The sequence below is a fragment of the Neoluteolibacter marinus genome (genome assembly GCF_014904755.1).
Lineage (GTDB): Bacteria > Verrucomicrobiota > Verrucomicrobiia > Verrucomicrobiales > Akkermansiaceae > Haloferula > Haloferula marina.
Genome location: NZ_JACZFQ010000057.1, coordinates 1 through 21,452 on the forward strand (window position 1 = coordinate 1; position 21,452 = coordinate 21,452).

Annotated in this window: 17 protein-coding genes; 7 read left to right on the forward strand and 10 right to left on the reverse strand. The window is 65.3% G+C overall.

From position 1 onward, the window contains the following. Nucleotides 1-78 precede the first annotated feature (78 nt). The 3 genes from IG178_RS12500 (at nt 79) to IG178_RS12510 (ending at nt 3,993) form a co-directional block, all read left to right on the forward strand. Nucleotides 79-1,815 carry a class I mannose-6-phosphate isomerase gene (locus tag IG178_RS12500; RefSeq protein WP_193212895.1) on the forward strand — a complete coding sequence of 579 codons (1,737 nt, stop codon included), beginning with the start codon at nt 79-81 and terminating at the stop codon, nt 1,813-1,815. Between the two features lie 24 nt (nt 1,816-1,839). Next, nucleotides 1,840-3,192 (forward strand): sugar porter family MFS transporter, encoded by a 1,353-nt coding sequence (locus tag IG178_RS12505; protein WP_193212896.1) that lies wholly within the window; start codon nt 1,840-1,842, stop codon nt 3,190-3,192. 69 nt (nt 3,193-3,261) lie between these two features. After that, nucleotides 3,262-3,993, forward strand: a complete 732-nt coding sequence (locus IG178_RS12510) for a GntR family transcriptional regulator (RefSeq protein ID WP_193212897.1) — start codon at nt 3,262-3,264, stop codon at nt 3,991-3,993. Between the two features lie 297 nt (nt 3,994-4,290). Here the strand turns inward: IG178_RS12510 and IG178_RS12515 are convergent, their stop codons facing one another. Then, on the reverse strand, nt 4,291-5,796 hold the full coding sequence (locus IG178_RS12515; RefSeq protein WP_193212898.1) for a hypothetical protein: 1,506 nt from the start codon (nt 5,794-5,796) through the stop codon (nt 4,291-4,293). A gap of 404 nt (nt 5,797-6,200) precedes the next feature. On the opposite strand from IG178_RS12515, the gene IG178_RS12520 reads away from it, so the two are divergent. Both IG178_RS12520 and IG178_RS12525 read left to right on the forward strand, forming a co-directional pair. Beyond that, on the forward strand, nt 6,201-7,424 hold the full coding sequence (locus tag IG178_RS12520) for a putative DNA modification/repair radical SAM protein (protein ID WP_193212899.1): 1,224 nt from the start codon (nt 6,201-6,203) through the stop codon (nt 7,422-7,424). Between the two features lie 9 nt (nt 7,425-7,433). Then, nucleotides 7,434-8,900, forward strand: a complete 1,467-nt coding sequence (locus tag IG178_RS12525) for a UdgX family uracil-DNA binding protein (protein ID WP_193212900.1) — start codon at nt 7,434-7,436, stop codon at nt 8,898-8,900. Nucleotides 8,901-8,957: 57 nt separating this feature from the next. On the opposite strand, the gene IG178_RS12530 is transcribed toward IG178_RS12525, so the two are convergent. The 7 genes from IG178_RS12530 to IG178_RS12560 form a co-directional block, all read right to left on the reverse strand. Further along, a complete protein-coding gene (locus IG178_RS12530) occupies nt 8,958-9,749 on the reverse strand; it encodes a DUF1206 domain-containing protein (protein WP_193212901.1) in 792 nt (263 codons plus the stop codon). A 216-nt stretch (nt 9,750-9,965) separates the two neighbouring features. Continuing rightward, nucleotides 9,966-11,273 (reverse strand): mechanosensitive ion channel family protein, encoded by a 1,308-nt coding sequence (locus tag IG178_RS12535; RefSeq protein WP_193212902.1) that lies wholly within the window; start codon nt 11,271-11,273, stop codon nt 9,966-9,968. A gap of 178 nt (nt 11,274-11,451) precedes the next feature. Further along, nucleotides 11,452-11,901, reverse strand: coding sequence for a DUF2383 domain-containing protein (locus IG178_RS12540; RefSeq protein ID WP_193212903.1), 450 nt, complete (start codon nt 11,899-11,901; stop codon nt 11,452-11,454). 88 nt (nt 11,902-11,989) lie between these two features. Then, nucleotides 11,990-12,484 carry a YciE/YciF ferroxidase family protein gene (locus IG178_RS12545; protein WP_193212904.1) on the reverse strand — a complete coding sequence of 165 codons (495 nt, stop codon included), beginning with the start codon at nt 12,482-12,484 and terminating at the stop codon, nt 11,990-11,992. Nucleotides 12,485-12,792: 308 nt separating this feature from the next. Continuing rightward, the gene (locus tag IG178_RS12550) at nt 12,793-14,304 is read right to left on the reverse strand and encodes a hypothetical protein (protein ID WP_193212905.1); all 1,512 of its coding nucleotides are present in this window, start codon (nt 14,302-14,304) and stop codon (nt 12,793-12,795) included. 243 nt (nt 14,305-14,547) lie between these two features. Further along, nucleotides 14,548-15,045, reverse strand: a complete 498-nt coding sequence (locus IG178_RS12555; RefSeq protein WP_193212906.1) for a DUF892 family protein — start codon at nt 15,043-15,045, stop codon at nt 14,548-14,550. A gap of 170 nt (nt 15,046-15,215) precedes the next feature. After that, a complete protein-coding gene (locus tag IG178_RS12560) occupies nt 15,216-15,725 on the reverse strand; it encodes a hypothetical protein (protein WP_193212907.1) in 510 nt (169 codons plus the stop codon). 181 nt (nt 15,726-15,906) lie between these two features. Here IG178_RS12560 and IG178_RS12565 point away from each other — a divergent pair, with 181 nt between their 5' ends. Both IG178_RS12565 and IG178_RS12570 read left to right on the forward strand, forming a co-directional pair. Continuing rightward, the gene (locus IG178_RS12565) at nt 15,907-17,004 is read left to right on the forward strand and encodes a hypothetical protein (protein WP_193212908.1); all 1,098 of its coding nucleotides are present in this window, start codon (nt 15,907-15,909) and stop codon (nt 17,002-17,004) included. A 105-nt stretch (nt 17,005-17,109) separates the two neighbouring features. Further along, a complete protein-coding gene (locus IG178_RS12570; RefSeq protein WP_193212909.1) occupies nt 17,110-17,637 on the forward strand; it encodes an HD domain-containing protein in 528 nt (175 codons plus the stop codon). Between the two features lie 330 nt (nt 17,638-17,967). Here the strand turns inward: IG178_RS12570 and IG178_RS12575 are convergent, their stop codons facing one another. Together IG178_RS12575 and IG178_RS12580 are read right to left on the reverse strand one after the other, a co-directional pair. Beyond that, nucleotides 17,968-18,645, reverse strand: a complete 678-nt coding sequence (locus IG178_RS12575; protein ID WP_193212910.1) for an SHD1 domain-containing protein — start codon at nt 18,643-18,645, stop codon at nt 17,968-17,970. Nucleotides 18,646-19,241: 596 nt separating this feature from the next. Continuing rightward, nucleotides 19,242-21,254: an MGH1-like glycoside hydrolase domain-containing protein gene (locus tag IG178_RS12580; RefSeq protein ID WP_193212911.1), complete on the reverse strand. Its 2,013-nt coding sequence runs from the start codon at nt 21,252-21,254 to the stop codon at nt 19,242-19,244. Nucleotides 21,255-21,452 lie beyond the last annotated feature (198 nt).

Consider the following 21,452-nt stretch of genomic DNA (forward strand, 5'->3'; position numbering starts at 1 on the left):
GGCCACCTGCCTCGACGAGTCCGCCGCGCTGCTGGGCGGCGAAGCGCTCTGGAGGGAGCGGAACCTTTTCACCGAATCATGATGCGATCGAACTACGACAAGTACCCCGAGGTGGCGGTGCCCGGCATGGCCGGCCAATGCTGGAGCGGCTGGCCCGACGTGATGGGAATCCTGCTTCAACGGAGCGGTGCGCGCGTGATGGTGATCGAGTGCTACGTGGGCGTGGACGTCGCGGAAATCGCCGCCGCCGTCCGCGAGGCCTTGCCCTCGGCGGTGGTCATCGGCACCGAGCAGGCATTCCACGACTCCGCGGAGATCGAGCGGAAAGTGGCGCCCTTCCTCAGGGATGAGGATCTTCTCTTCGGCTCCATCTCCTCCCTGCGGATGGAGGATTTCCTGTGTCCGTCCAAGACGGCAGCGCTGCGGGAACGGATCGCTTCCGGAACGGACCGCGTGGTGCTCGTCGGCCCCGGTGCCTCGTGCATCACGACAGGGGACCTCGTGGTCTTCGCCGACCTGCCGCGCTGGGAAGCGCAGGGGCGCATGCGCCGCGCGGAGCTGTCGAACCTCGGCACGACCAACGGCGGCCTGAAATGGAACCTCCAGTACAAGCGCGCGTTCTTCATCGACTGGCCGGTGTGCGACCGCCTGAAGCTCGGCCTGCAGCGGGTCGATTTCCTGCTCGATACCTGCAAGCGCGGCGAACCGAAGCTGATCACCCGCGAGGCCGCGGCGACGGCCTGCGAGACCGCGCTGTCCCGGCCGTTCCGCGTGGTGCCCTTCTTCGATCCCGCGCCGTGGGGCGGCCAGTGGATGAAGCGCGTCATGGCCTTGCCGGAAGAGGCACCGAACTACGGCTGGTGCTTCGACTGCGTGCCGGAGGAGAACAGCATCCTCTTCCGCTTCGGCGACACCGTGGTGGAGCTGCCGTCGATGAACGTCGTGTTTCACGATCCGGTCCGGCTTCTGGGCCCGCGCGTTCACGCGCGCTTCGGGCTGGGTTTCCCGATCCGCTTCGATTTGTTGGACACCGTCGGCGGCGGCAACCTCTCCTTCCAGGTCCACCCGTTTACCGACTACGTGCAGCGCCATTTCGGCCTCACCTACACGCAGGATGAGTCGTATTATCTGCTCGATGCCGAGGAGGGCTCGTCGGTCTACCTCGGCCTGAAGGAAGATGTCGTGCCGGAGGAAATGATCGCCGCGCTCGAAGCCGCCCAGTCGCAGGGCGTTCCGTTCGATGACGAAAAGTTCGTCTGCCGCTGGCCTGCGAAGACGCACGACCACTACCTGATCCCCGCGGGCACCTGCCATTGCTCGGGCGCCGGCACGCTGGTGCTGGAGATCAGCGCCACGCCGAACATTTTCACCTTCAAGCTCTGGGACTGGGGCCGTCTGGGACTCGATGGCCAGCCGCGGCCGCTCAACGTCGAGCGCGGGAAAAGCAACATCGCCTGGGAGCGGCGCGAGACCTGGGTCGAGCGGGAACTTGTCAACGCCGTGACCGCGATCGCCAGCGGCGAGGGCTGGCGCGAGGAGCGGACGGGGCTGCACGAGCTCGAGTTCATCGAGACGCGCCGCCACTGGTTCACCGGCCCCGTGGCGCACCACACCGGCGGCGGGGTGAATGTCCTCAATCTCATCGAAGGCCGCGAGGCGGTGGTCGAGAGCCCGACCGGCGCGTTCGAGCCCTTCGTCGTCCACTATGCCGAGACCTTCATCGTGCCGGCCTGCGTCGGGCCCTACACCATCCGTCCCCATGGCGAATCGGCGGGAGCCACCTGCGCGACGCTCAAGGCCTTCGTCCGCGCGTGACGCCGACCCTTTCCTGAAAAACCCATGTCTTCTTCCACTTGCTCCGCGCCGATGAGCCGCTTGCTGCTCGTCAGCGCGCTCGCCTCGTCGCTCGGGTCCTTTCTTTTCGGTTTCGACACCGCGGTCGTCGCGGGCACGACATCCTCGCTGCGGGAGGTCTTCTCGCTCGGCGAAACCCAGATTGGCTTCGCGGTCTCGTCCGCCCTCTTCGGCGCGGTCGCCGGGGCGGCAGCGGTGGGAAAGCCGTGCGAGCGCTTCGGCCGGGTGAAGACCTTGTTCGTCCTGGCGGTGCTTTATCTGGTGTCGGTGATCGGCTGTGCCGCGGCATGGGATCTCACGTCGCTAATGGTCTTCCGTTTCATCGGCGGCCTGGCGGTGGGCGGGTCCTCGGTAGTCTCGCCGATGTACATCACCGAGATCACGCCGCCCGCGCGGCGCGGATTGCTGGTGGCCGTGAGCCAGCTGAACATCGTGGCGGGCATCCTGGCGGCACTGGTTTCCAACTACCTCATCGCCGGCTGGATCGGCCTCGCGCCCGAGGCCGCCGCGTGGCGCTGGATGTTCGCGGCCGAGGCCCTGCCCGCCGTGTTGTTCCTGCTGGCCGTCCTGCCCATCCCGGAAAGCCCGCGCTGGCTGGCGCACCGGGGCCGCCGCGCGGAAGCGCTGGCCACGCTGGAACGGCTGGGCCATTCCGGGGCGGGGGACGAGCTCGCTTGCATCGAAGCCTCGTTCCAGGGGGGCAAGGCGTCGCGCGAATCGATCTTTCAGCTCCGGTATCTCAAGCCGCTGCTCCTGGTCTTCGCGCTCGCGGCCTTCAACCAGCTCGATGGCATCAACGCCATCCTCTACTACGTCACGGACATCTTCCGCATGGCCGGCTTCGCCGAAACGGATGCCTTCAAGCAGTCCGCCGTGATCGGTGCGGTGAATCTGGTCTTCACCCTCGTGGGCATGGCGCTGATCGACCGCATCGGCCGGCGCCCCTTGCTGCTGATCGGCTCGGTGACGTTCATCCTCTCCCACGCCCTCGCCGCGTGGGTCTTCCTCACCGGGGCCGGCGGCGCTTGGGCGGTGGTCGCGGCGGCCGGGATCGTCGCCTCCCACGCCTATTCCCAGGGCGCGGTGATCTGGGTGTGCATCAATGAATTGCTGCCGAACGCGATCCGCGCCACCGGTTCCTCCGCCGCGTGCTTCGTCCTGTGGGGGCTTGCCATCCTCATCAGCACCGCGTTTCCGGTGATGATCACGGCCTGGGGCGGATCGATCTTCCTGATCTTCGCCGCGCTGATGGCGGTGCAACTGTTCGTGGTCTGGGCGTGGATGCCCGAGACGAAAGGGCGCTCGCTCGAGGAGATCGAGGGGGCGCTGGACTCATGACCCGTCCCCGTGATCCCACCCCGTACATTTGGCTCGGCCTCCGATCCCTCGTGTGAAGCATCGGCACCGATGAGAGTCGATCACGGCAGTCCCGTGCCGCTGCACGCCCAGGTGGAAAGCCTGCTCCGGGAAATGCTCAAGCAGCCGAGATACCGCGAGGGGGAACTGCTCCCGCCCGAAGCCCGGATCGCCGAGCAACTGGAGGTCAGCCGCAACACCGTGCGGGCCGCCATCTCCCGGCTGGTGCAGGAAGGCGTGCTGGAAAGAAAAGCCGGCCGCGGCACCCGCTATGTCCACGAGCCGCTGCGCACGAGCCTGAAGAACTGGCCGAGCTTCAGCCGCGAGATGAAACAGGAAGGGATCGAGGTGGTCGTCTTTTCGCTGCAGACCGGGCTGCTCCCGCCCACCGACGAGGTCGCCCGCGCGCTGCGGCTCACCGCGGCCGAAACGAAGGGCCGGGTGCTCAAGATGGAGCGGATCCGGGGCTATCAGGATGTCCCCGCCGTGTATTCGATCTCATGGTTCCACCCGCGCACCGGCTTGCAGGCGGCGGATGATTTCTCGCGGCCCTTGTATCAACTGGTGCACGCGAAGTCCGGGCTGGAGGCCGACTCGTCGGAGGAGGAAATCTCCGCGTCGCTTGCGGACCGGACGCTCGCCGGAAATCTCGCCTGCAAACCGGGAGATGCGATCCTGGTCCGACGACGGATCGTGCGCGATCCCGCGAGAAAGGAGATCGAGTACAACCTCAACTACTACCGCGCCGACCGCTTCACCTACGGGCTCACGCTCCAGAAGTAGCGGATCCCGCGGCCGGGCTGAGGGCGAGGCGGATCGCGGCGGGGGATCGACGCCGGTCCAGCCCTGGCTCCCATCCGGCCCGGACTTCAGGGTGGTCCGGGGCGGTGCGTCCATCGTTTCGATGCTGCCCCCCTCGTCCTCGACCGGCTCGGGGCGGAGACGACCCATTGCCTGCCATACCGGCCGTGATGCTCCTTTTCCGTCCAGCCCGGTTCGATGATCCCCGTGATCACCAAGGGAAGGGCATTTCAACGCCGGTCTGGAGCTGGCGTGTTTGAAAAACGGCCGATGGCCTTTTCATGCCCGTCGACGACGGCGAAGCAGGGCGGGGACACCGAGTGCCAGGAGGGCGGCGCTGCCAGGCTCGGGAATGATCATGAGGGAGCCGTTGGTGGTGAAGCCGGAGGTGTCCCATTCGAGTCCCTGGCTGGAGAGGTCAATCAGGTCGAAGTCCAAGTCGCCGAAGGTGGCGCTGCCGCCCCAGTTGAGCACATCGAATTGCTGGCCGTAGGACAAGGTGGTGAGATCGAGGCCGAGGGATGCGAGCTTCAAGGTGCCGGAGAAATCCAGGTCACCGGATACGAACAAGCTGTCGAAAGAGCTGACCGAGGCCATTTCCAAGGCCAGCACCCCGTGGAGACCCTGGGAGTAGTTTTCGGTGATGAGGGCGCCGCCGATGGCTCCGCTGCGGAAGGCGCGGAATTCGCCGTCGTGTTCGAGCGAGCCGATGACCGCCTGCGCCCCGACGACGCCGCCAAGGTCGATGGTCACGATGGTGTGGGCGTTGTTGTCGGAGAGGTCGAGGATGTTGGTTTCCAGCCGGCCGCCGTGCCGGATGGTCAGGCTGTCGTTGCCGCCTCGGTTCCAGACCTTGGTGGTGAGGGCGGCCGTGACCACCCCGCCGTTGTCGGAGCCGTCGCCGGCGAGGCCCTGACCGATGGTGAGGCGGCCGGAGCCGTAGCTTCCGCCGCCGCCGGAGAGGGCCGATCCCCCGATGATGAGATTGCTCGAGTTGGCCCAGAGGGAGCCGCTCCCGGCGATGGTGGCGGTGCCGTTGCTGCCGGAGCTGGAACCGATGTAGCCATTGTTGCTGTTGACGGTGCCGCCGGCCTCCACCCGAAGCTCGCCCCGGCCCGAGACCCCCACGAAGAACTGGCTGGAATTGTTCCAGACGGATCCGCTGCCGGTGACGACGGCGGAACCGTTGCCGGTGGCGACATTGCCGATCTGGCCGGTGAAATTTCGGACCTCGCCTCCGGCTTCGATGCGCAGCGAACCGCTGCTGGCCGAGCCCAGCAACAGGTTGCTGGAGTTGTTCCAGAGCGAACCGGTGCCGCTGACGGTGACGGAGCCGACGCTACCCGGACTGTTGCCAACGCGGCTGAAGGTATTGTTGACAGTGCCGCCGGCCAGGATGTTCAGCGTGCCGTTGCCACTGCTGCCGACATAGATTTCCCGGGAATGGGCCCAGGTGGAGCCGCTGCCGGTGACCGTGGCGGTGCCGGTGCTGCCGGCGAACACGGCGATGGCGGAAGAGGTGGTGTTGAGGATCGAGCCACCGTCCTGAACCAGAAGGTAGCCGACGCCTCCGTCGAAGCGTCCCACCGACAGCGTGCCGCCGACATCCCAGGGACCGGACCCTGAGTAGAGGGACGGGGTGCCGGAGACGTAGACGTCGTCACCGCCTGCGGTGCCGTCATCTCCCGACGTCGGGCCCGTCTGCACGAGGGTCTCTCCCGCCACCGGGCCGATGAGGGAGTGACTGAAGAGAATGAGGGCGAGGGGGCGGCTGAGGTGGTTCATGGCGCGTCGGTGGTGGTTGCGTTGTTAGGATGTTGCTTTGGCGGAAAGTTCTTGAGGCCGGCACGGAGCCGGACCGGCGGGCGGGATGCCGGCAGGAGGTCTCATCGGATGGCTGAGGATGCGCGGGCACCGGCAGCCGCCTGTCACGCACTCGAGCGAGGTCGGGAACTCTGCCCGGCTTCCCCGTGCCTGCCTACCTTGCCAAACAGCAAGGGGGGCATCCCGTGGTCCGGTGTTTACCAAGGTACGTATCGGGATGCCGCTCACTCTGGAGCGCTGGACCGCATGGATTCGGACGAGGTCAAACGGAGCGCGGGAGCGGAGGAACCCTGCCGCGGGCGGCCGGGCTTCGCGCGATTTTTCGTGGCGCATGCCGGGGAAGCGGGTAGTGTTCTTCCGAACAAATGGAAATCGGGGCCAAGTTGGAGATTCTGGCGGACGCGGCGAAATACGACGCCTCCTGCGCGAGTTCGGGGGCGGCGAAGAGCGATTCGCGCTCGGGCCGCGGCGTGGGTTCCACCGGCGGCGCGGGCATCTGCCACAGTTACGCGCCGGACGGACGCTGCATCTCGCTGCTGAAGCTGTTGCTGACGAATTCGTGCATCTACGATTGTCACTACTGCATCAATCGTAGGTCCAGCAATGTCCGGCGTGCGGTTTTCACCCCGGCGGAAGTGGTCAAGCTGACGCTGGATTTCTACAAACGGAACTACATCGAGGGGCTGTTCCTGAGCTCCGGGATCATCCGCAACGCGGACCACACGATGGAACAGGTGATCGCGGTCGCCCGCACCCTGCGGGAAGAGCACGATTTCCGCGGCTACATCCACCTCAAGACCATCCCCGAGGCCTCGCCGGAGCTGATCGAGACCGCCGCACGCTACGCCGACCGGATCAGCATCAACCTCGAGCTGCCGACCCAGGAAAGCCTCGACCGGCTCGCCCCCGAGAAAAACATGGCGCGCACCAAGGTCGCGATGGGGCGGATCCGCCATCGCCTCGAGGAGGCCTCCGAGCGCAAGCGGGACGGCGACAAGAAGTTGCGCCATGCCACCGGCCAGAGCACCCAGGTGATCGTCGGGGCCGATGCCTCCACCGACGCCGATTTCCTCGACCGGTCCGACGAGCTCTACCGTTCGTACAAAATGCGGCGCGTCTATTATTCCGCCTTCAGCCCGATCCCCGAGCCGTCCGCCGTCTTGCCGCTGCAAGCGCCGCCGCTGCTCCGCGAGCACCGGCTCTATCAGGCCGATTGGCTGATGCGCTACTACGGCTTCCAAACCCGCGAGATCCTCACGCCGGAAGCACCGAACCTCGACCTCGAGCTGGACCCCAAGCTCGCTTGGGCGCTGCGGAACCGCCAGAATTTCCCGGTCGATCTGCAGACCGCGCCGCGCGAGGTCCTGCTGCGGGTGCCCGGCCTCGGGGTGAGGAACGTGGACCGCATCTTGCGCATCCGCCGGCTGACCCGGCTGCGTCTCGGCGATCTCGTCCGGCTGCGGGTTCCCTTGAAGAAGGTCCAGCCCTTCATCGTCACGGCGGATCACCATCCGTCCCGCTACCTCCTGGATTCCGACCGGCTGCGGGCGAGATTCGCGCCGAAACCCCGGCAGCTTGAATTGTTCTGACACGCGGCGATGAGGAGCATCGATCCCGGGAACGACTACGAAAGCTGGCGCCGGGCCGCCCGCGAGCTGCTCGTCGCCGGGGTTGCGCCGGGCGAGGTGTTGTTCGAGCGCGAGCAGGGGCTCTTCGGCGGCGCCGGCGGCCTGCGGGAAGAGCCCGCGCCGTACCGGGCGGGCGACGCGGCCAAGGTGCCCGCCGCATTCGTCAAGCTCGCCCGGGCCGCCTCGTGCCATCGCGAGGAAGGCCGCTGGGCGCTGCTCTACCGGATCCTGTGGCGGATCGTGAAGGGCGGGGAGCGCGATCTCTGCGAGATCTCCAGCGACCTGGATGTCGCCAAGGCCCTGCTGCTCGGCAAGAACGTCCGCCGGGAGATCCACAAGATGCACGCCTTCGTCCGCTTCCGGCTGGTGGCGACCGACGGGGAGAGCGGCCGCGAAACCTACGCCGCCTGGTTCGAGCCGGAGCACCGGATCGTCGAGGCCGCCGCGCCGTTTTTCAGGAAACGCTTTGCCAACATGAACTGGAGCATCTTCACCCCCCTGGGATGCGCGCATTGGAACGGTGAGCAGCTGGCTTTCAGTGAAGGCCTTGCCGCCAGCCCGCTGAACGGAGGCGATTCGATGGAGGACTTCTGGAAGACCTACTACCGCAGCATCTTCAACCCCGCCCGCCTCAAGGTGAAGATGATGCGCACGGAGATGCCGGCGAAGTACTGGAAGAACCTCCCCGAAGCGGAGCTGATCGGGCCGCTCATCCAGGAAAGCCGGCGCCGCGTGGAGACGATGCACGGGGAAGACCTCCGGCCCGCGAAGGCGGCGCCGCGGAACCGCTACCTGGCGTCGCTGGGCGAGATGAGCGCGGCGGCCGCTTGTTCCGGTCCCTCCGGGAACCAAAGCCTTGCGGAAATGGCCGGCGCCGCGGCGAACTGCCGGGCCTGCCCGCTGTGGAAAAGTGCCACCGGCACGGTCTTCGGTGAGGGGCCCGGAGACGCGCGGGTCATGGTCGTCGGCGAACAACCAGGCGATCAGGAGGACATCGCCGGCCGGCCCTTCGTGGGTCCGGCGGGGAAGCTCCTCGACGAGGCCTTCGCGCAGGCCGGGCTCGACCGCTCCGCGATGTACCTCACCAACGCGGTGAAGCATTTCAAGTGGACGCCCCGGGACACCCCGCGCGGGAAAGTCCGGCTCCATCAATCGCCGGCTGCCGGCGAGATCGAGGCCTGTCGTCCCTGGTTGCTCGGCGAACTCCACCGGGTGGCCCCGGAAGTGTTGATCCTGCTTGGCGCGACCGCCGCCCGCTCGCTGCTAGGACGCGAGGTGAAGGTCGTTTCCGGGCGCGGCCTGATCGACGCGCCCAAACTCGCGGCACGGGTGATCCTGACGGTTCATCCCTCCTATCTGCTGAGACTTCCCGCCGGTGAGGTTCGCCAGGCGGCGTTCGCGGCGTTTGTCGACGATCTGCGCCTGGCGTCCGCCTGAGGGCGTTCGCGGAGCGTTGGCCGGGATGAGGGAAAGAGAAGTGCCGGGCCGCGGGGATCATGCCGAGCGATGCCAGCGGCCATAGAAGGCGAGCACCCCGCAGAAGATCCCGTAGCAGACCAGGCCGATGGCGGTGATGCCCAGGATCCATGGCCCGAAGGGCTGCTCGGAAAGGGTCCTGAGCGCTCCGCCGATTCCTTTCGTTTCGGAGGAATCGCTTTGCAGGGCGGCCTGGATCAGGAACCAGCCGATCAAGGTCATGACCACCCCGCGGCTGATCAGGCCGGTCCGGGCGATGCGCTCGATCCACGCCCGCTTGGTGGCGGGATACCCGTCGAGTTGAAACTTCGCCGCATACCATCGCTTCGCGGCGCTCAGCCACTGGAAGATCCCGCCGACGATCACCCCGGCCCCGGCGGCTCCCACCAGGAGTGGGCCGAAGGGCATGGCCATCAATTTCGCGGTCGCGGCCTCCCGTCCTCCCCCTGCCTCCAAGTCGAGCCCGCCGAAAGCCAGCGCCGCCAGGGCGAGGTAGGCGACTCCGCCCGCGAGGTAGCCGACCCGCTGGGCGATCCCGCCCTTTTCGGAGCCTTCGTTTTCCACATCCGCAAAGGCACCCAGAAGGCGGAAGATCCCGTGGCAAAGCAAGCCGGCGCCAAGAATGATCAGCGGGACTTCCCCCATCGGCGTGCGGCCGATGTGCTCCACGGCTCCCTCCGACCCGGTGACCTTGCCGCCCTCGCCCAGCGCGGACTTCGCGGCCAGGTAGCCGATCGTGCCGTGGACGATTCCCTTCGCGAGATAGCCGGCCGTCGCCAGCGGTGAGATCCATCGTTTGTCGGGCTTCATGTCCATCGTCCCGGAAGTCCTCGCAGTTGGCGTGCCCCCGCGGCAGCGAGCCGCCAGGTCCCGCCGGGCGGGGATGGGAACCCTCGGCCGAGATTCACGGAACGTGCGGATTGCATGATCGCAGGCGCATGCGCGACGCAGGAGGCGCGATCCGGGGGAACTCTGGCATTCATCGTACTTGCCCGTCCGCATCGCGACGCCCGGATGCCCCCGCGATCAGCGCGACGAATCGCCGGCCGAAGTGCTCGGGCCCGCGAGGAGATTGTCGCCGGGGTCGATCCGTTGTTCTTCGTCGATCTCGGCGTCGATGTGATCTTCCGGGGAGAGGTCGGTCACCGGAGGATCCGCCGGGACGGGAGCCGGCCTGGGCGGGGATTTCGGCTTGATCCCGCGGTGGAGATTCACCTCGTAGATCGGCGCGGGCATCTCGATCTCGGCGGTGTCGAGCGCGTCTTTGACGGTGCGCACGGCGAGGCTCCGGGCCTTGAGGAAATCGTGCGCCCGTTGATCGACCCACGCGTGGAACCGGACGATCACGCTGGAGTCGCCGAGTTCCTCCACGCTGAACAGCGGGGGCGGGTCGGCCATGATGCCCGGAATGCCGCGCAATGCGGAAAGGCCCACCGCTTCCACGTCGTCGAGATCCTCCCCGGTGCCGATGCCCACCGGAATCGACAGCCGGCGGCGGGGATTGCGGGTGAAGTTGGTGATGGTCCCTTTGAAGACATCGGAGTTCGGCAAGCGGACGTGGTTGCCATCGTCGGTCATCAGCACCGTCTCGCTCGATGTCAGCCGGATGACCCGCCCGGTGAGGCCGTTGATCTCGACCTTGTCCTTGATCCGGAACGGTTGGCGGATGCTGAGGATCACGCTGGCGAGATAGTTCTCGATGATGTCCCGGAAGGCGAAGCTGATCGCCAGCCCGGCGACGCCGGCGGCACCCAGCACGGCCCCGACGACGGCCGTCGCGCCCACCACCTCGAGCGCGAGGTAGGTCCCCACCAGCATCACGACCACGCGGATGAGATTGCCGACGATGCTGCGCAGGAGCAGGTTCGAGCGCAGCCAGCGGATCCTTTCGAAGGCTTTCCCCGCAAGCCTCGCGATCAGCCAGAACACCAGCAGGATTCCCACCGCGACCCCGAGCAGGGGCAGCAGCCCGCGGAGGGAATCGACGAACTGGTTGAGCCGCTTCAAGCCCGGGGAAAGCCGTTCGCCGACCTTGTTGGTCTGGACGATGTCGTTGTCGACGTAGACCACCCCGTCGAGTCCCTTGGCGACCTGCTCCGCCTTCTCGCGGGCGACTTCCCCGCTGGTCTGGCCTTCGAGGCGGACGACCCCGTTGCGAACCGTGACCCCGACTTTCTCGAGGTCGTCGACGTTGGCGAAAATGGTTTCGAGCCGTGACTCGATCGTGCGATCCGTCGATGCGGTGCTGTCCGGGGGCGGGTTGGCTTCCTGAGCCTGCAACGGAGCGAGGAGGGAGGCGGACAGAAAGATGAAAAGGAGGAGGCGCTGGATCATGAAGAAGGAGGGAGGCTGATGCCAACATTGTCCCGACCCGTCGCTTGGCAAATCGTTCGCGGGTTTTCGCATCTTCCGTGGCACCGGGATTTCCGTTCTCCGCAAAGACCGGAATGCGCCCGCACCGTGCTGGTGCGGACGCATCCGAGGGTTTCGGGTGAAAGGGTGATGAAAGCGCTCAGCCGTTGGCGGCTTCGAGACGGCTCAAGGTGGCGATGTGTTCCTCAATGCGCATCAACAGGTCACTGCGGAAGAGCTCCTTGCACTCCGTCATGACCTCGTCGTCCGCGAGGGCTTCGTGATATTCCTTGCGTCCGTGTTCCTCGCCCTGCTTGAGCGCGGCGAGCGCGGAATCTTCACCGAAAAGGTTGGCCGTTCCCTGGACCGCCTTGGCGAAGATGCCCCAGGCACCCGAATCGGTGGAGGGAATACCTCCCATTTCGGAGACATTGGCGCGGAGCTTCGCCACGGATCGCGCATGCTCGTCGCGGACGCGGGCGAGTTCGGTGGCTTCGGGGGTCCCGGCGTGTTTTTCGATCGCCTGGTTGTAAGTTTCCACCGCGGAGAGTTCTCCACGGAGAAGGCTGTTGCAGACGTCGATACAGTGTTCGTTCAAGGTCGTGTTCATGATGTTGTAGTGGTTGGTGTGGTGGTTGATTGCATCCCGGACAAGAGGCCGGGGCGGGGTGCCCTGGCCACGGTGATCCGGCCGGATCTCAGGCGATGAGCGCCTTGAAGTTGATGACCCGCTCGGCCAGGTGCGTGAGGTCACGGTCCGCCTTGCCCTCTTCTTCAAGGGTCTTCCGAAGCGTGGCGGCGATCTCATGGCTGCCCAGCTTGGTGGCGAGTGCCGCGGCGGTGCCGTAGGCGGCGATTTCATAGTGCTCGACCCGCTGCGCCGCGGCGATCAGCCCGGCGTCGCGAACGGTTGGATCCGCGTCCGCGCTGATCATGCCCGCGCCCTCCTTGACCAGGCCCGCCATGGCTTCGCAGCGGTGACCGCCGGGTTGGAAATCGAGGCCGGCGAAGATCGACTCCAGCCGGGTCACGTGGGTCTTGGTCTCCGCGAGGTGATCGCGGAACGCTTTCTTCAAATCAGGATGAGTGGCCGCGTCCGCCATTTTGGGCAGGGCTTCCAGCATCTGCTTTTCGGCGCTGTGGAGGTCCTTGAGTTCGTGGACGAGGAGTTTTTCGAGGTTTTCAAGTTTCATGATGTGAAGGGGTGCTGCGGTTGCCCGCGGGGTTCATCTTCCCTATCGCATCCTTGGTGCCAGGCTCACCGGACAGCGCTGGAACCCCTGTAGGACAAGGCTTCGGGGCGCTCGCAGCCCGTTCCCGCCGTGACGCGATCTGCGCAGACTGCACGGACTCCGGGCAGTGTTAGATGCATGATTCCGCCTGTCTGCGCTGGATCTCCTCTTCATAAAGGGAGAGGCATTTCCGTTGTTGAACCGTCGTTTCGTTGGGGCAGCCCCCTTTCACGGTCACTTGCTGAGGCTCGGAAACGCTGCGCTCCGTCCTAGTAAGGAAACTCCGGGCGGGTCACCACCACGCGGGCGAAACGTTTGGAAAGCGATCCCGGCGCAGAGTTTTCCGAGACCACGGTGAAGGTTCGCATGCTTCCATTGGTGGCGGTCAGATTGTAAGACGCCACTCCGTCCGCCGGTTCCCACATGCTCGCGTCCGGCGAGTATTCCACCTCCCAGCGGAGGTTCCGGGACAAGCTGACCACCGCGGTGCCGTCGAAGGAGGCGGACCCGATGGTCGGGAACCGGACGTTGAAGCGGTCGGCGGAAAACGGCAGTCCCGGCGCGGCCTCACCCATTGGCAGGACTTCGAGCCTGGCCACGGGGGAATTGAAGGCGATGTCGAGCAGGTCATCGCGGCCATTGCCATCGGTATCGAAGCTGTCCCGAGGAAAGCACACGAAGTCGTCCCCCGCGCCATTGCGGTACAACAGGCAGGGCACGTCATCGGGAGTGAACATGAAACCCTCGAGTTCGGCATGGGTCTGGCTGCCGGAGACGATCAAGGGATGAAAAGCCTCGTAAGGCGGACCATCGGTCGCGGTATCGGGTCGGAGGTAGTGGAGCACGCGACCGCTGGCGTCGTACCAGGCGATCCGTTCGCGGCCGTCGGACGGCACCGCGGAGTGGATGCCCCGGCAATCGACGGTGGTGCCTTGCGTTTCGAGATCGGCGCCGACGCCATTCTGAAGACGCCGCAGCTTCCACGAGTCGCCGCCATCACTACCCATATAGTAGAGCCGTTCGGTCCCTCCGCCCCGGGTGCCACAGATTGGGGCCTGGACGTAGTCCGCGAATTTCACCAAGGGGCTCAGCGTGTCGTGAACCACCGTCAGCATACCCGCGACTTCGACCGGCCTTGCCCGCCACAGGTCCAGGCGGCCAAGGTCGGAATTGACCGTGAAATAGACCGACGCGCTGGTGGTGGACAACGCGACGATGGCAGTGCTGGCGACCGGATCGCCGATGGGCTCATCCACGTCCGCCACCCGCCAGCGGTTCGGCCCTTCCCCGTTCCGGCGCGCGTAACCGAGCGTGGTGCCATCCTGCACGTATCCGATATGCAGGACGCCTGACGGGTCGAGCGAGGCACTGACCGCCGTGAGGTCGGTGGGACTCAGCGGTGCGATATCGACCTTGGCGGAGCCATCTGCGGCGAACACCGCGACCATGAGCGAGGTGTTGTTGCGGCTGGCCACCAGGTAGCCGCCGCCACCCGGTGCGGGCACGAATACCCCGTGCCGGTTCTGGGGGAGGGAGACGTCGGTTCCGGTGATCCATGCGGGCGGTCCTTGGGTCAGCAGCCGGAGAGTCGCGCTACTCCCGCCGGTGCTGCTTTTTACCGCGATCCGCGGGTTGCCGGATGCATCGGGGAAAAAGTACGGGCGGAAGGGTCCGCCTGCCGCGGTCAACTCCTCGTCGTGCCAATTGACCGGGTCGAAGTCGGCAAGCGCGGCACCACCCACGAGGAGGGCGAAGGTGAAGGCAATGGAGAGGGGTCGCATGATCATCAGGCGGCCTGCGCCCTATGGCTTTCCCTCGCAGGTCTGCGGGCCCGCATCAACAACGATGCGGCGGAATTGCCCCACGGGATCCAGCGGTCTTGGTCATGGAATTCCGGTCAGTCCCCCTGCTGCCAGTTGGAGAGCGCGAACCGACCATGGCGGCTCATCGCCTCCCTCCTCCTCTCGACAGACATAGAGGGACAGGCATGGATGGGAGCGTGTGACTTCCTGGAACCGCCACGGTCACACGGCCAGCGCAGGTCGGGCGAATGCAGTGCGCCGGACCGGACGATCCAAGGCGGGCGGGAAGCGCTCTTCCACCAAATCCATCAGGTCGGCAAGACGCGCGGCGTCCTCGTCCAGTCCCAGGCGCCCGGCCAGCTCGCGGGCAAGCCGGTAGTTGCGCAGCAGGAAGTGGTGCAGGGGGGTGCAGATGTCGGCGATCACCACGTCACGCGAGCGGCCGCGGGCACAATGCCGGAGTTCGTGGCGACCTTCCGTCACCAGCCGGCTCATTCCGTCGCCATCGTCCTCCATCCCTACGAAGCCGTGGTCAGCGGCCATCATCTCGAGCGAGTCCTTGCGCTCGCCGCACAAGCGTTGGAGCCCGTGGACCGAAGATCCGAACTTGAAGTCCGAAACCTGCTCGGCGACATCACCCAGAAAGGCGAGCAACTGGAGTTCGCCGCAGCAAAGGGACTGCAGCTTCCGCATGTAGGCAGTCATCAATTGGTTTGCCATGCGACGTCGTTCCGCAGGAGCGATGCCATCGCTCGAAAAGCGCTGGGATCCCTTTTATCTCCGGCGTTCTTGACGCAATCCGGGCCGTGACGGCAGGGACTCGACAAGGCAGTTTGCATCTAACCGATGGGGTTTTGCACGAGTCCGCGCCAATTCCTGTTCCCCGGTTGCTAATTCTCGCGCACCTGAGCCTCCGCAGTTCGCTGCTCCAGCCAACGCGTCACGGCGAAGGCTAGCCCCACGATCAGCAGCCACGGCACCCACAGCGGGAGATCCACCCGATAGGCGGCGCTGAAATGGGGAGGGGACTTGTGGCCCATCACGATGGGGTGGAACGTTTTCTCCACCCCGATCTTTCCCGTCCGCCGGTAGGTGTAATGTCGGGCGCTGAGATCCGAGCTCGAGTTCCGGCGGTAGCTCCAATCATGGCCCCGCAGCCCCGGGAGAAAGAATTGTTGTACGATGGGCACCGCATCCGCCGCGGCCTCCGTCGGCCTCGACTCGGGCGAGTCGAGCTCCAGGATCACCGTGCCGGACCACAGGCCTACGTGATAGGATCCCAATCTCGCCGGATGGCCCGCCCGCAGCTCCGCGCAGCCCCAGCAGGACCACGACCACAGCGCCCCGATCGCCAGCGTTGTGCCGGCGAGAATCCAGTGAAAGAGCCTGCGGTAGGTCATGCGACCTCCTGAATCTTTCCGATCATGCGCTTGGAAGCGAGAGATCTTCTCATGCGAGAAAATGCCAGGGACCACAAGGGGAGATGCGTCTTCCCATTCTCCGGGATGAGCCCGGTGGATCGGGCGAACGTCACCCGCATTCATCTTCCGTTCAGCTCGTGTACGGCAGGATCGCTTCCTCGTGAAGCACCTCCACCCGTTGCCACAGCCATTCGCCCTCTTTCCGTTGTCGGCCTGGCGGTCGAACCGAACCAAAAGGCTCCCCGGCCCGGTCACTCCGCCGACATCCGGACGAAGGTTCGTTCTGCCGCTGCTGCCCTTCGTGCTGGCGGCGGGTTCCCTCGTCGCCCCGGCCGGGGCCGACACCGTGATGCTTGAGAATGACTTCGGCGAAGGGGCGGACACCGGCCCCGGGTTCCAGACGCTCTGGAACGGCTCGGGGGGCGCGGCGAATACCGATGACCTCACGTTTCCTGCCAGCGGGGTGGTCACGATCACCAGCGGAGCGTCCGACAATGCGGCGATCGGCCTGAATACCTCGGCCGCGGTGGATGCGTCGGGAAATCCAAGCTTCACCCTCATCTGGGTGGTTTCCAACTTCTCAAAAGGCCAAACCGGGTCGGGCTACATCCACTACAACGGCTGGTTCTTCGGTGCGACCACGAGCACCTCCAGCGCGGGCAACGGGCTGTGGAACAACGCCGCCCGGTCGATCGGCATCCTGCTGGACGGAGGAACGAACTACAACGACTGGCGGTTCGTACAGCGCACCCCCGGGGGAAACGTGACGCAGACCGCCTTGAACGGGAACCAGGCGAGCGTCCAATCGTTCGCGGACGGCTTCACGCTCACGCTGACCGTCAACGATGACGACACCTGGTCCGCTTCGTCGACCGGCCTGAGCAACGAGATCAACGCCACGGGAGGCCTGGCCGCCGGCACCTACGCCGCGATGGCCGGTTCCCTCGTCGCCAACACCTCGATCCAGGGCAGGAACCTGAGCTACACGGTGGACGAGGTCATCCTTGGATTCGGGATCGAGCCCCCGGTCCCGGCGGTGCCCGAAATCGTGGCGATCACCCGGTCGGGGTCGACCGTGACGATCGATTTCACCGGCGGCGTCGATGGCGGGACCTATCGGTTGAACAAGTCGACGAGCCTGGATTTCAGCACCCCCGACATCAAGGACTCGATCACCCTCTCCGGGACCACCGGCGGGACGCTTCAGGACTTCACCGCCACCGGGGAGAGGGCCTTCTATCGGATCGAGCAGGAGTAGCTTGAGGCCATCCGGGCCGAAGCCATGGAGGAATGTTTGCCTGGAGATTGGACTCGTTGACAAGGGAGAGGCATATTCTCGGCGAAGGATGCCCAGCCCACTGGAATGAACCCGATCAACTACGAAAAACTCTGGCAGATCGTGGTGGATGCCCCCAGCCACCGGGATTCGTATTCGGTACACGGCCCCGATCATTGGCGGCGCGTCGAACGCAATGGCTGCGTTCTCTCGTCGCGGACCGGTGCCAATGTGACGGTCGTGAGGTTGTTTGCCCTGTTCCACGACAGTCGCCGTGAGAGCGAGGGTTGGGACCCGGATCATGGCAAGCGGGGGGCGGAGTTCGCGGGATCCCTTCGCGGTTCCGCGTTCGACGTGACCGACGAGGAGTTCGATCTGCTGCACGAAGCCTGCGTCGGGCACACCGATTCGCATCATCATGACGATCCCACCATCGGAACCTGTTGGGATGCGGACCGCCTCGATCTTGGCCGGGTGGGGATGATTCCCGACCCATCTTTCATGAGCACTGCGCTCGGAGCCGAGATCGCCAGCCACGGAGTCATCCATCCATGGATCCATTTGGCAGCCGCGTATCTTGATTCACCTCAAACTCACCACCTTCATCGGAGATAATCGGTCAGCGCCAAGGACGCGACCGATACCAGCCTGGGGCAAGCCCAGGTCCACCGGTTCACGGAGAAAAGAGGGCTAAAGGCCCGCCCCATCCGGAGACACGCGCCGCCCCTCTCCTCCCGCTGCCATCGATCGGGCCGTCAGCCTTCCAAGGAATCGAGGGTCCCGCATCCCAACCGTGGAATCGCGCGAAAGGACGCGAAATTTGAAGGCAAGGAGGAAGGCCGTTTCTCTATTTAGGGACGGGCATTTTGATGCGCGCCCGCTACCGGAAGGCCGCCTGAATTTAGTGCCATTCGGGTCAGGCATTTTTCTCGGCGAAGTGATCCGTCAGCCCTTTTCGAGGCGATAGACCATGACCTTGCCGGAGTCCACCTTGCGGAGATCGATCTCCACGGTTCTCACTGTCTTGTTGCCGCCCCAGTTCTGCTCGGCGATCGTCGCCCGTCCGCGGCGGCCGCCCTTCACCACCACCGCGGTGTGCTCCGGGCCGGACGTTCCGTAGCCGGCGATGGCGGCCGTCCGGAACTCGACGACGTCGCCCGGCTCGAGCTCTTCCTTCTTGAGATCAATTTCCCGTCCCCAAACCCGCAGGTCACCTCCCGGTCGCCGCGCACCGCAAGACTTGTAGGCCTCGTCGGCCAAGGTCCAACACTCGCCGTTGCCGACCTTCACCCCGATCTTCGCGGTGCAGAACTCACCGACCTTCGCGCGTTTCTCGATCGCCAGCCGGGCGGCCTCCGCCTCCGAGTGCTCGCGCTCGGCTTCCTCGGTGCGTTCGTCATTCCACTCCTCCACGTAGTCGCGGTCGTCCTCGATCAGGGTGTCGATCGCGATCGTGAAGATCTTTCCGTCGTTGCGCTGAATCCGGATGCTCTCTTCGGAGACCGACAGCAGCTCGGCGGTAACCTTGCGCCCCGAGGTGTCCGTGAACACGTGGCTTTCAGCGGTGGCCGTCCACATAACGCCGAGATAGGCCGCGCATGCCGATGCGTGAAAACGTTTCATGCTACCCAAGCAAGCCGTTTTGGCGGAACCGGACAAGGGACAAGTTCTCATGAAGAAAGGGTGCCCGCAGCCCCTCCCCGGGCCATGGGCACCATGCGTTGCCGCATCTGACAGACCGATGCACCGGGATTTCCGGAAAGCAAATGCCACAGGACCGGGGAATCTACGGAGATCAGCCTATCAGGTCGCGATCAAATGCGGATCTGGATCCAGAAGGAGGTGCCGAACTACACTTTCCCGAAAATCATGGCCCCGAAAGCCTTCAACTCCAACGGCGGATCAGGTCTCCAGGACCCAAGGGCGCGACCGATCCCAGCCTGGGCTGCAAGCCCAGGTTCACCGGTTCTTGGAGGGAAGAGGGCCCAAGGCCCGTCCGATCCGGAGACAGACGCCGCCCCTCTCCACCCGCTGCCATCGATCGGGCCGTCAGCCCTCCAAGGAATCGGGGGCCCCGGATCCCAACCGCGAACTCGCGCGAAAGGACGCGAAATCTGAAGGCAAGGACGAAGGCCGCTTCTTTATGAAGCGGACGGGCATTTCAATGGCTTCGCCTCTTCAACGGCTCATCGGTCGACACCCGCCGCGCACCTCCTGTCTCAGCGGCCTCCCGCCAGCGGAATCCTGAGGGTGTGTTCTCCCGCCGGGATGGCATGGTTTTTCCCGCCCTCGGTCAGCGTGAACGGTTCGTTGGAGCGGGTGGTGACCGTTTCCTTGCCGTCGTGGAAAAGATCGGCCGACACGCTGCCGAACCGAAGGCGCTTGATGCCATGTGGCTCGGCGAGACGGAGATTCCAGTGCAGCGTGCGGCGCGCGCCATCCGGGCGGAAGCCCAGCACGTTCTCGATGTAGAGCGCGATGGGGCCGCAGCCGGTCCAGCCGACGAAATCCCCGCGAGCGGGATTCCCCGGGTTCATCGACTCGGGCGCATAGTTTTCCCAAACGGTGCCGGTCTTCTTGAAGACCTCGTTCATCGCCGCGAGGTACTTTTCCGTCGCCTCTGCGGCGAACGCCTCGTGGCCGTAGCGCTCCAGCCCTTTGATGATGACATAGTTCGAAGGCGCCCAGACGCCGCCCAGCCAATACCCGCCGTCAGCGCGGTATTCCTTCTCGTCCGCGCTGAGCGTGGGGAAAAGGAAGGGGCGGTTGAATTCCTTGGGATCCTTCAGGTGCTCGACCAGCCGGGCCGCCTGTTGTTTGGACGCGACGCCGGCAATCATCGGCCAGAAGCCGCAAGCGGTCTTCTTGCGGAACTTTTTCCCGGCGGCATCGACGTCATAGTAGAAGCCGTCCTTCTCATCCCAGCACCAGCGGTTGATCCGGTCGGAAATCGCCTTCGCTTCCGCCAGCGCCGCCTTCGCCTTTTCCAGCTGGCCGAGTTCCCGCGCGATGGTGGCGATGTCGTTGTACTGCATCACCATCTGGCAGGACATGTCCACCCAGCCGCAGCCATTCTCGGTGGGTTTCGGCGTGTTGTCCAAGCCGGAGCCGAGCGGGGTGTTCCAGTAGAGTCCGTGCGGCGTGCCCTTCGACTTGCGGCCGCTCCGGTCCACATCCAGATCGCCCGGGTCGCCGTCGCGGTTGAGCCATTCCACGTATTTCTCCAGCACCGGGAGGATCGCGGCGAAGCGGGATTTGTCGCCGGTGACCTTGTAGTTCTCCGTCTCCGCCCAGGCGAAGATCGGCGGATTGATGGTGTTCTTCCAACCCGTCGGATCGTTGAGCCCACCGTCGTGGCCGAAATGGATTTCGCCGCCGCCCGCCTCGTCATACTCCCGGCAGATGAATCCGGATGGACGCTGCAGCGCGTAGAAGTTGTCCAGCGACTGGATCGCCGGAAACTCCGCGTGCCCGTAGCGCGCGAACATCATCATGAAGCAGGTGTCCCATTGGAAAATGTTCGGGCTGAACGCTTCATCCAGCCAGTTCGACACCAGCGGCGATCCCGGCTGGGGCGCGCGGAGATGGGAAAACGCCAGCTCCCAACATTTCCAATACATCGCCTGCCACTCGGGGTGGGAGGGCAGGATCGGCTCCGGCAGCCGGTCCTTCACTTGGGAGAACACCGGCAACGCTTCCGGGACGTAGGCCTTCTTCGGGAAATAACAGCCCGGCTGCGGCGGCAGGATCTGGTGCGCTCCCTCGCTGGCCGGTCCGCGCAGCAGGACGCTCCGCAGATTCATCACGCCGCGGTCGCCCTTCTTCAGGGGTCGCACGATGATCCGCTGCTTCCCCGCCGTGGCCACACGGATGGTGCCGAGGGTCACCTCCTGATAATTTTCGTAACTGCCGGTATCCCTCACCGTGCCGGGCAGCTTGGTTCCGGCGATCTCCACCTCGTAGAGGTTTCCCGCCGATCCCGCTTCCGCCGCCTGGGAGACCACCACTTCCAGTTCGCCCGCGGCGAGTTCCGCCTGCCAGCTCACGGTGGTCGCCACGTCATCCCAGTGCTGCACCAGCCGCTTGTCCAGCCGCGCGCCATTGCCATCGATCTTCCCGGTGAAGGCGCTCAGCACCAGCTCCGCGGATGCCGTGTGGGCACTGGCGGCAGCGAGCAGGAATAGCAGCTTGAGAGCGGCGGTCGTCTTGTGCTGGCGGTTTGCGGATTTCATGGGTGGCGGGATGGTGCGGGTGACGGGGTGGTGCGGGTGATTAAGGGACCGGATTGGGGGACAGGCAATCCAATGCCATCCGCCGCTCCAGCCATCGCGTTGCCCCCCGGACCAATCGGACCAATCGGACCAATCGGACCAATCGGACCAATCGGACCAATCGGACCAATCGGACCAATCGGACCAATCGGACCAATC

Bases quoted from the DNA above. Each gene is read 5' to 3' on its own strand.
- IG178_RS12500 (WP_193212895.1), top strand. From the start codon at position 79: ATGATGCGATCGAACTACGACAAGTACCCCGAGGTGGCGGTGCCCGGC.
- IG178_RS12505 (WP_193212896.1), top strand. From the start codon at position 1,840: ATGTCTTCTTCCACTTGCTCCGCGCCGATGAGCCGCTTGCTGCTCGTC.
- IG178_RS12510 (WP_193212897.1), top strand. From the start codon at position 3,262: ATGAGAGTCGATCACGGCAGTCCCGTGCCGCTGCACGCCCAGGTGGAA.
- IG178_RS12515 (WP_193212898.1), bottom strand. From the start codon at position 5,796: ATGAACCACCTCAGCCGCCCCCTCGCCCTCATTCTCTTCAGTCACTCC.
- IG178_RS12520 (WP_193212899.1), top strand. From the start codon at position 6,201: ATGGAAATCGGGGCCAAGTTGGAGATTCTGGCGGACGCGGCGAAATAC.
- IG178_RS12525 (WP_193212900.1), top strand. From the start codon at position 7,434: ATGAGGAGCATCGATCCCGGGAACGACTACGAAAGCTGGCGCCGGGCC.
- IG178_RS12530 (WP_193212901.1), bottom strand. From the start codon at position 9,749: ATGAAGCCCGACAAACGATGGATCTCACCGCTGGCGACGGCCGGCTAT.
- IG178_RS12535 (WP_193212902.1), bottom strand. From the start codon at position 11,273: ATGATCCAGCGCCTCCTCCTTTTCATCTTTCTGTCCGCCTCCCTCCTC.
- IG178_RS12540 (WP_193212903.1), bottom strand. From the start codon at position 11,901: ATGAACACGACCTTGAACGAACACTGTATCGACGTCTGCAACAGCCTT.
- IG178_RS12545 (WP_193212904.1), bottom strand. From the start codon at position 12,484: ATGAAACTTGAAAACCTCGAAAAACTCCTCGTCCACGAACTCAAGGAC.
- IG178_RS12550 (WP_193212905.1), bottom strand. From the start codon at position 14,304: ATGCGACCCCTCTCCATTGCCTTCACCTTCGCCCTCCTCGTGGGTGGT.
- IG178_RS12555 (WP_193212906.1), bottom strand. From the start codon at position 15,045: ATGGCAAACCAATTGATGACTGCCTACATGCGGAAGCTGCAGTCCCTT.
- IG178_RS12560 (WP_193212907.1), bottom strand. From the start codon at position 15,725: ATGACCTACCGCAGGCTCTTTCACTGGATTCTCGCCGGCACAACGCTG.
- IG178_RS12570 (WP_193212909.1), top strand. From the start codon at position 17,110: ATGAACCCGATCAACTACGAAAAACTCTGGCAGATCGTGGTGGATGCC.
- IG178_RS12575 (WP_193212910.1), bottom strand. From the start codon at position 18,645: ATGAAACGTTTTCACGCATCGGCATGCGCGGCCTATCTCGGCGTTATG.
- IG178_RS12580 (WP_193212911.1), bottom strand. From the start codon at position 21,254: ATGAAATCCGCAAACCGCCAGCACAAGACGACCGCCGCTCTCAAGCTG.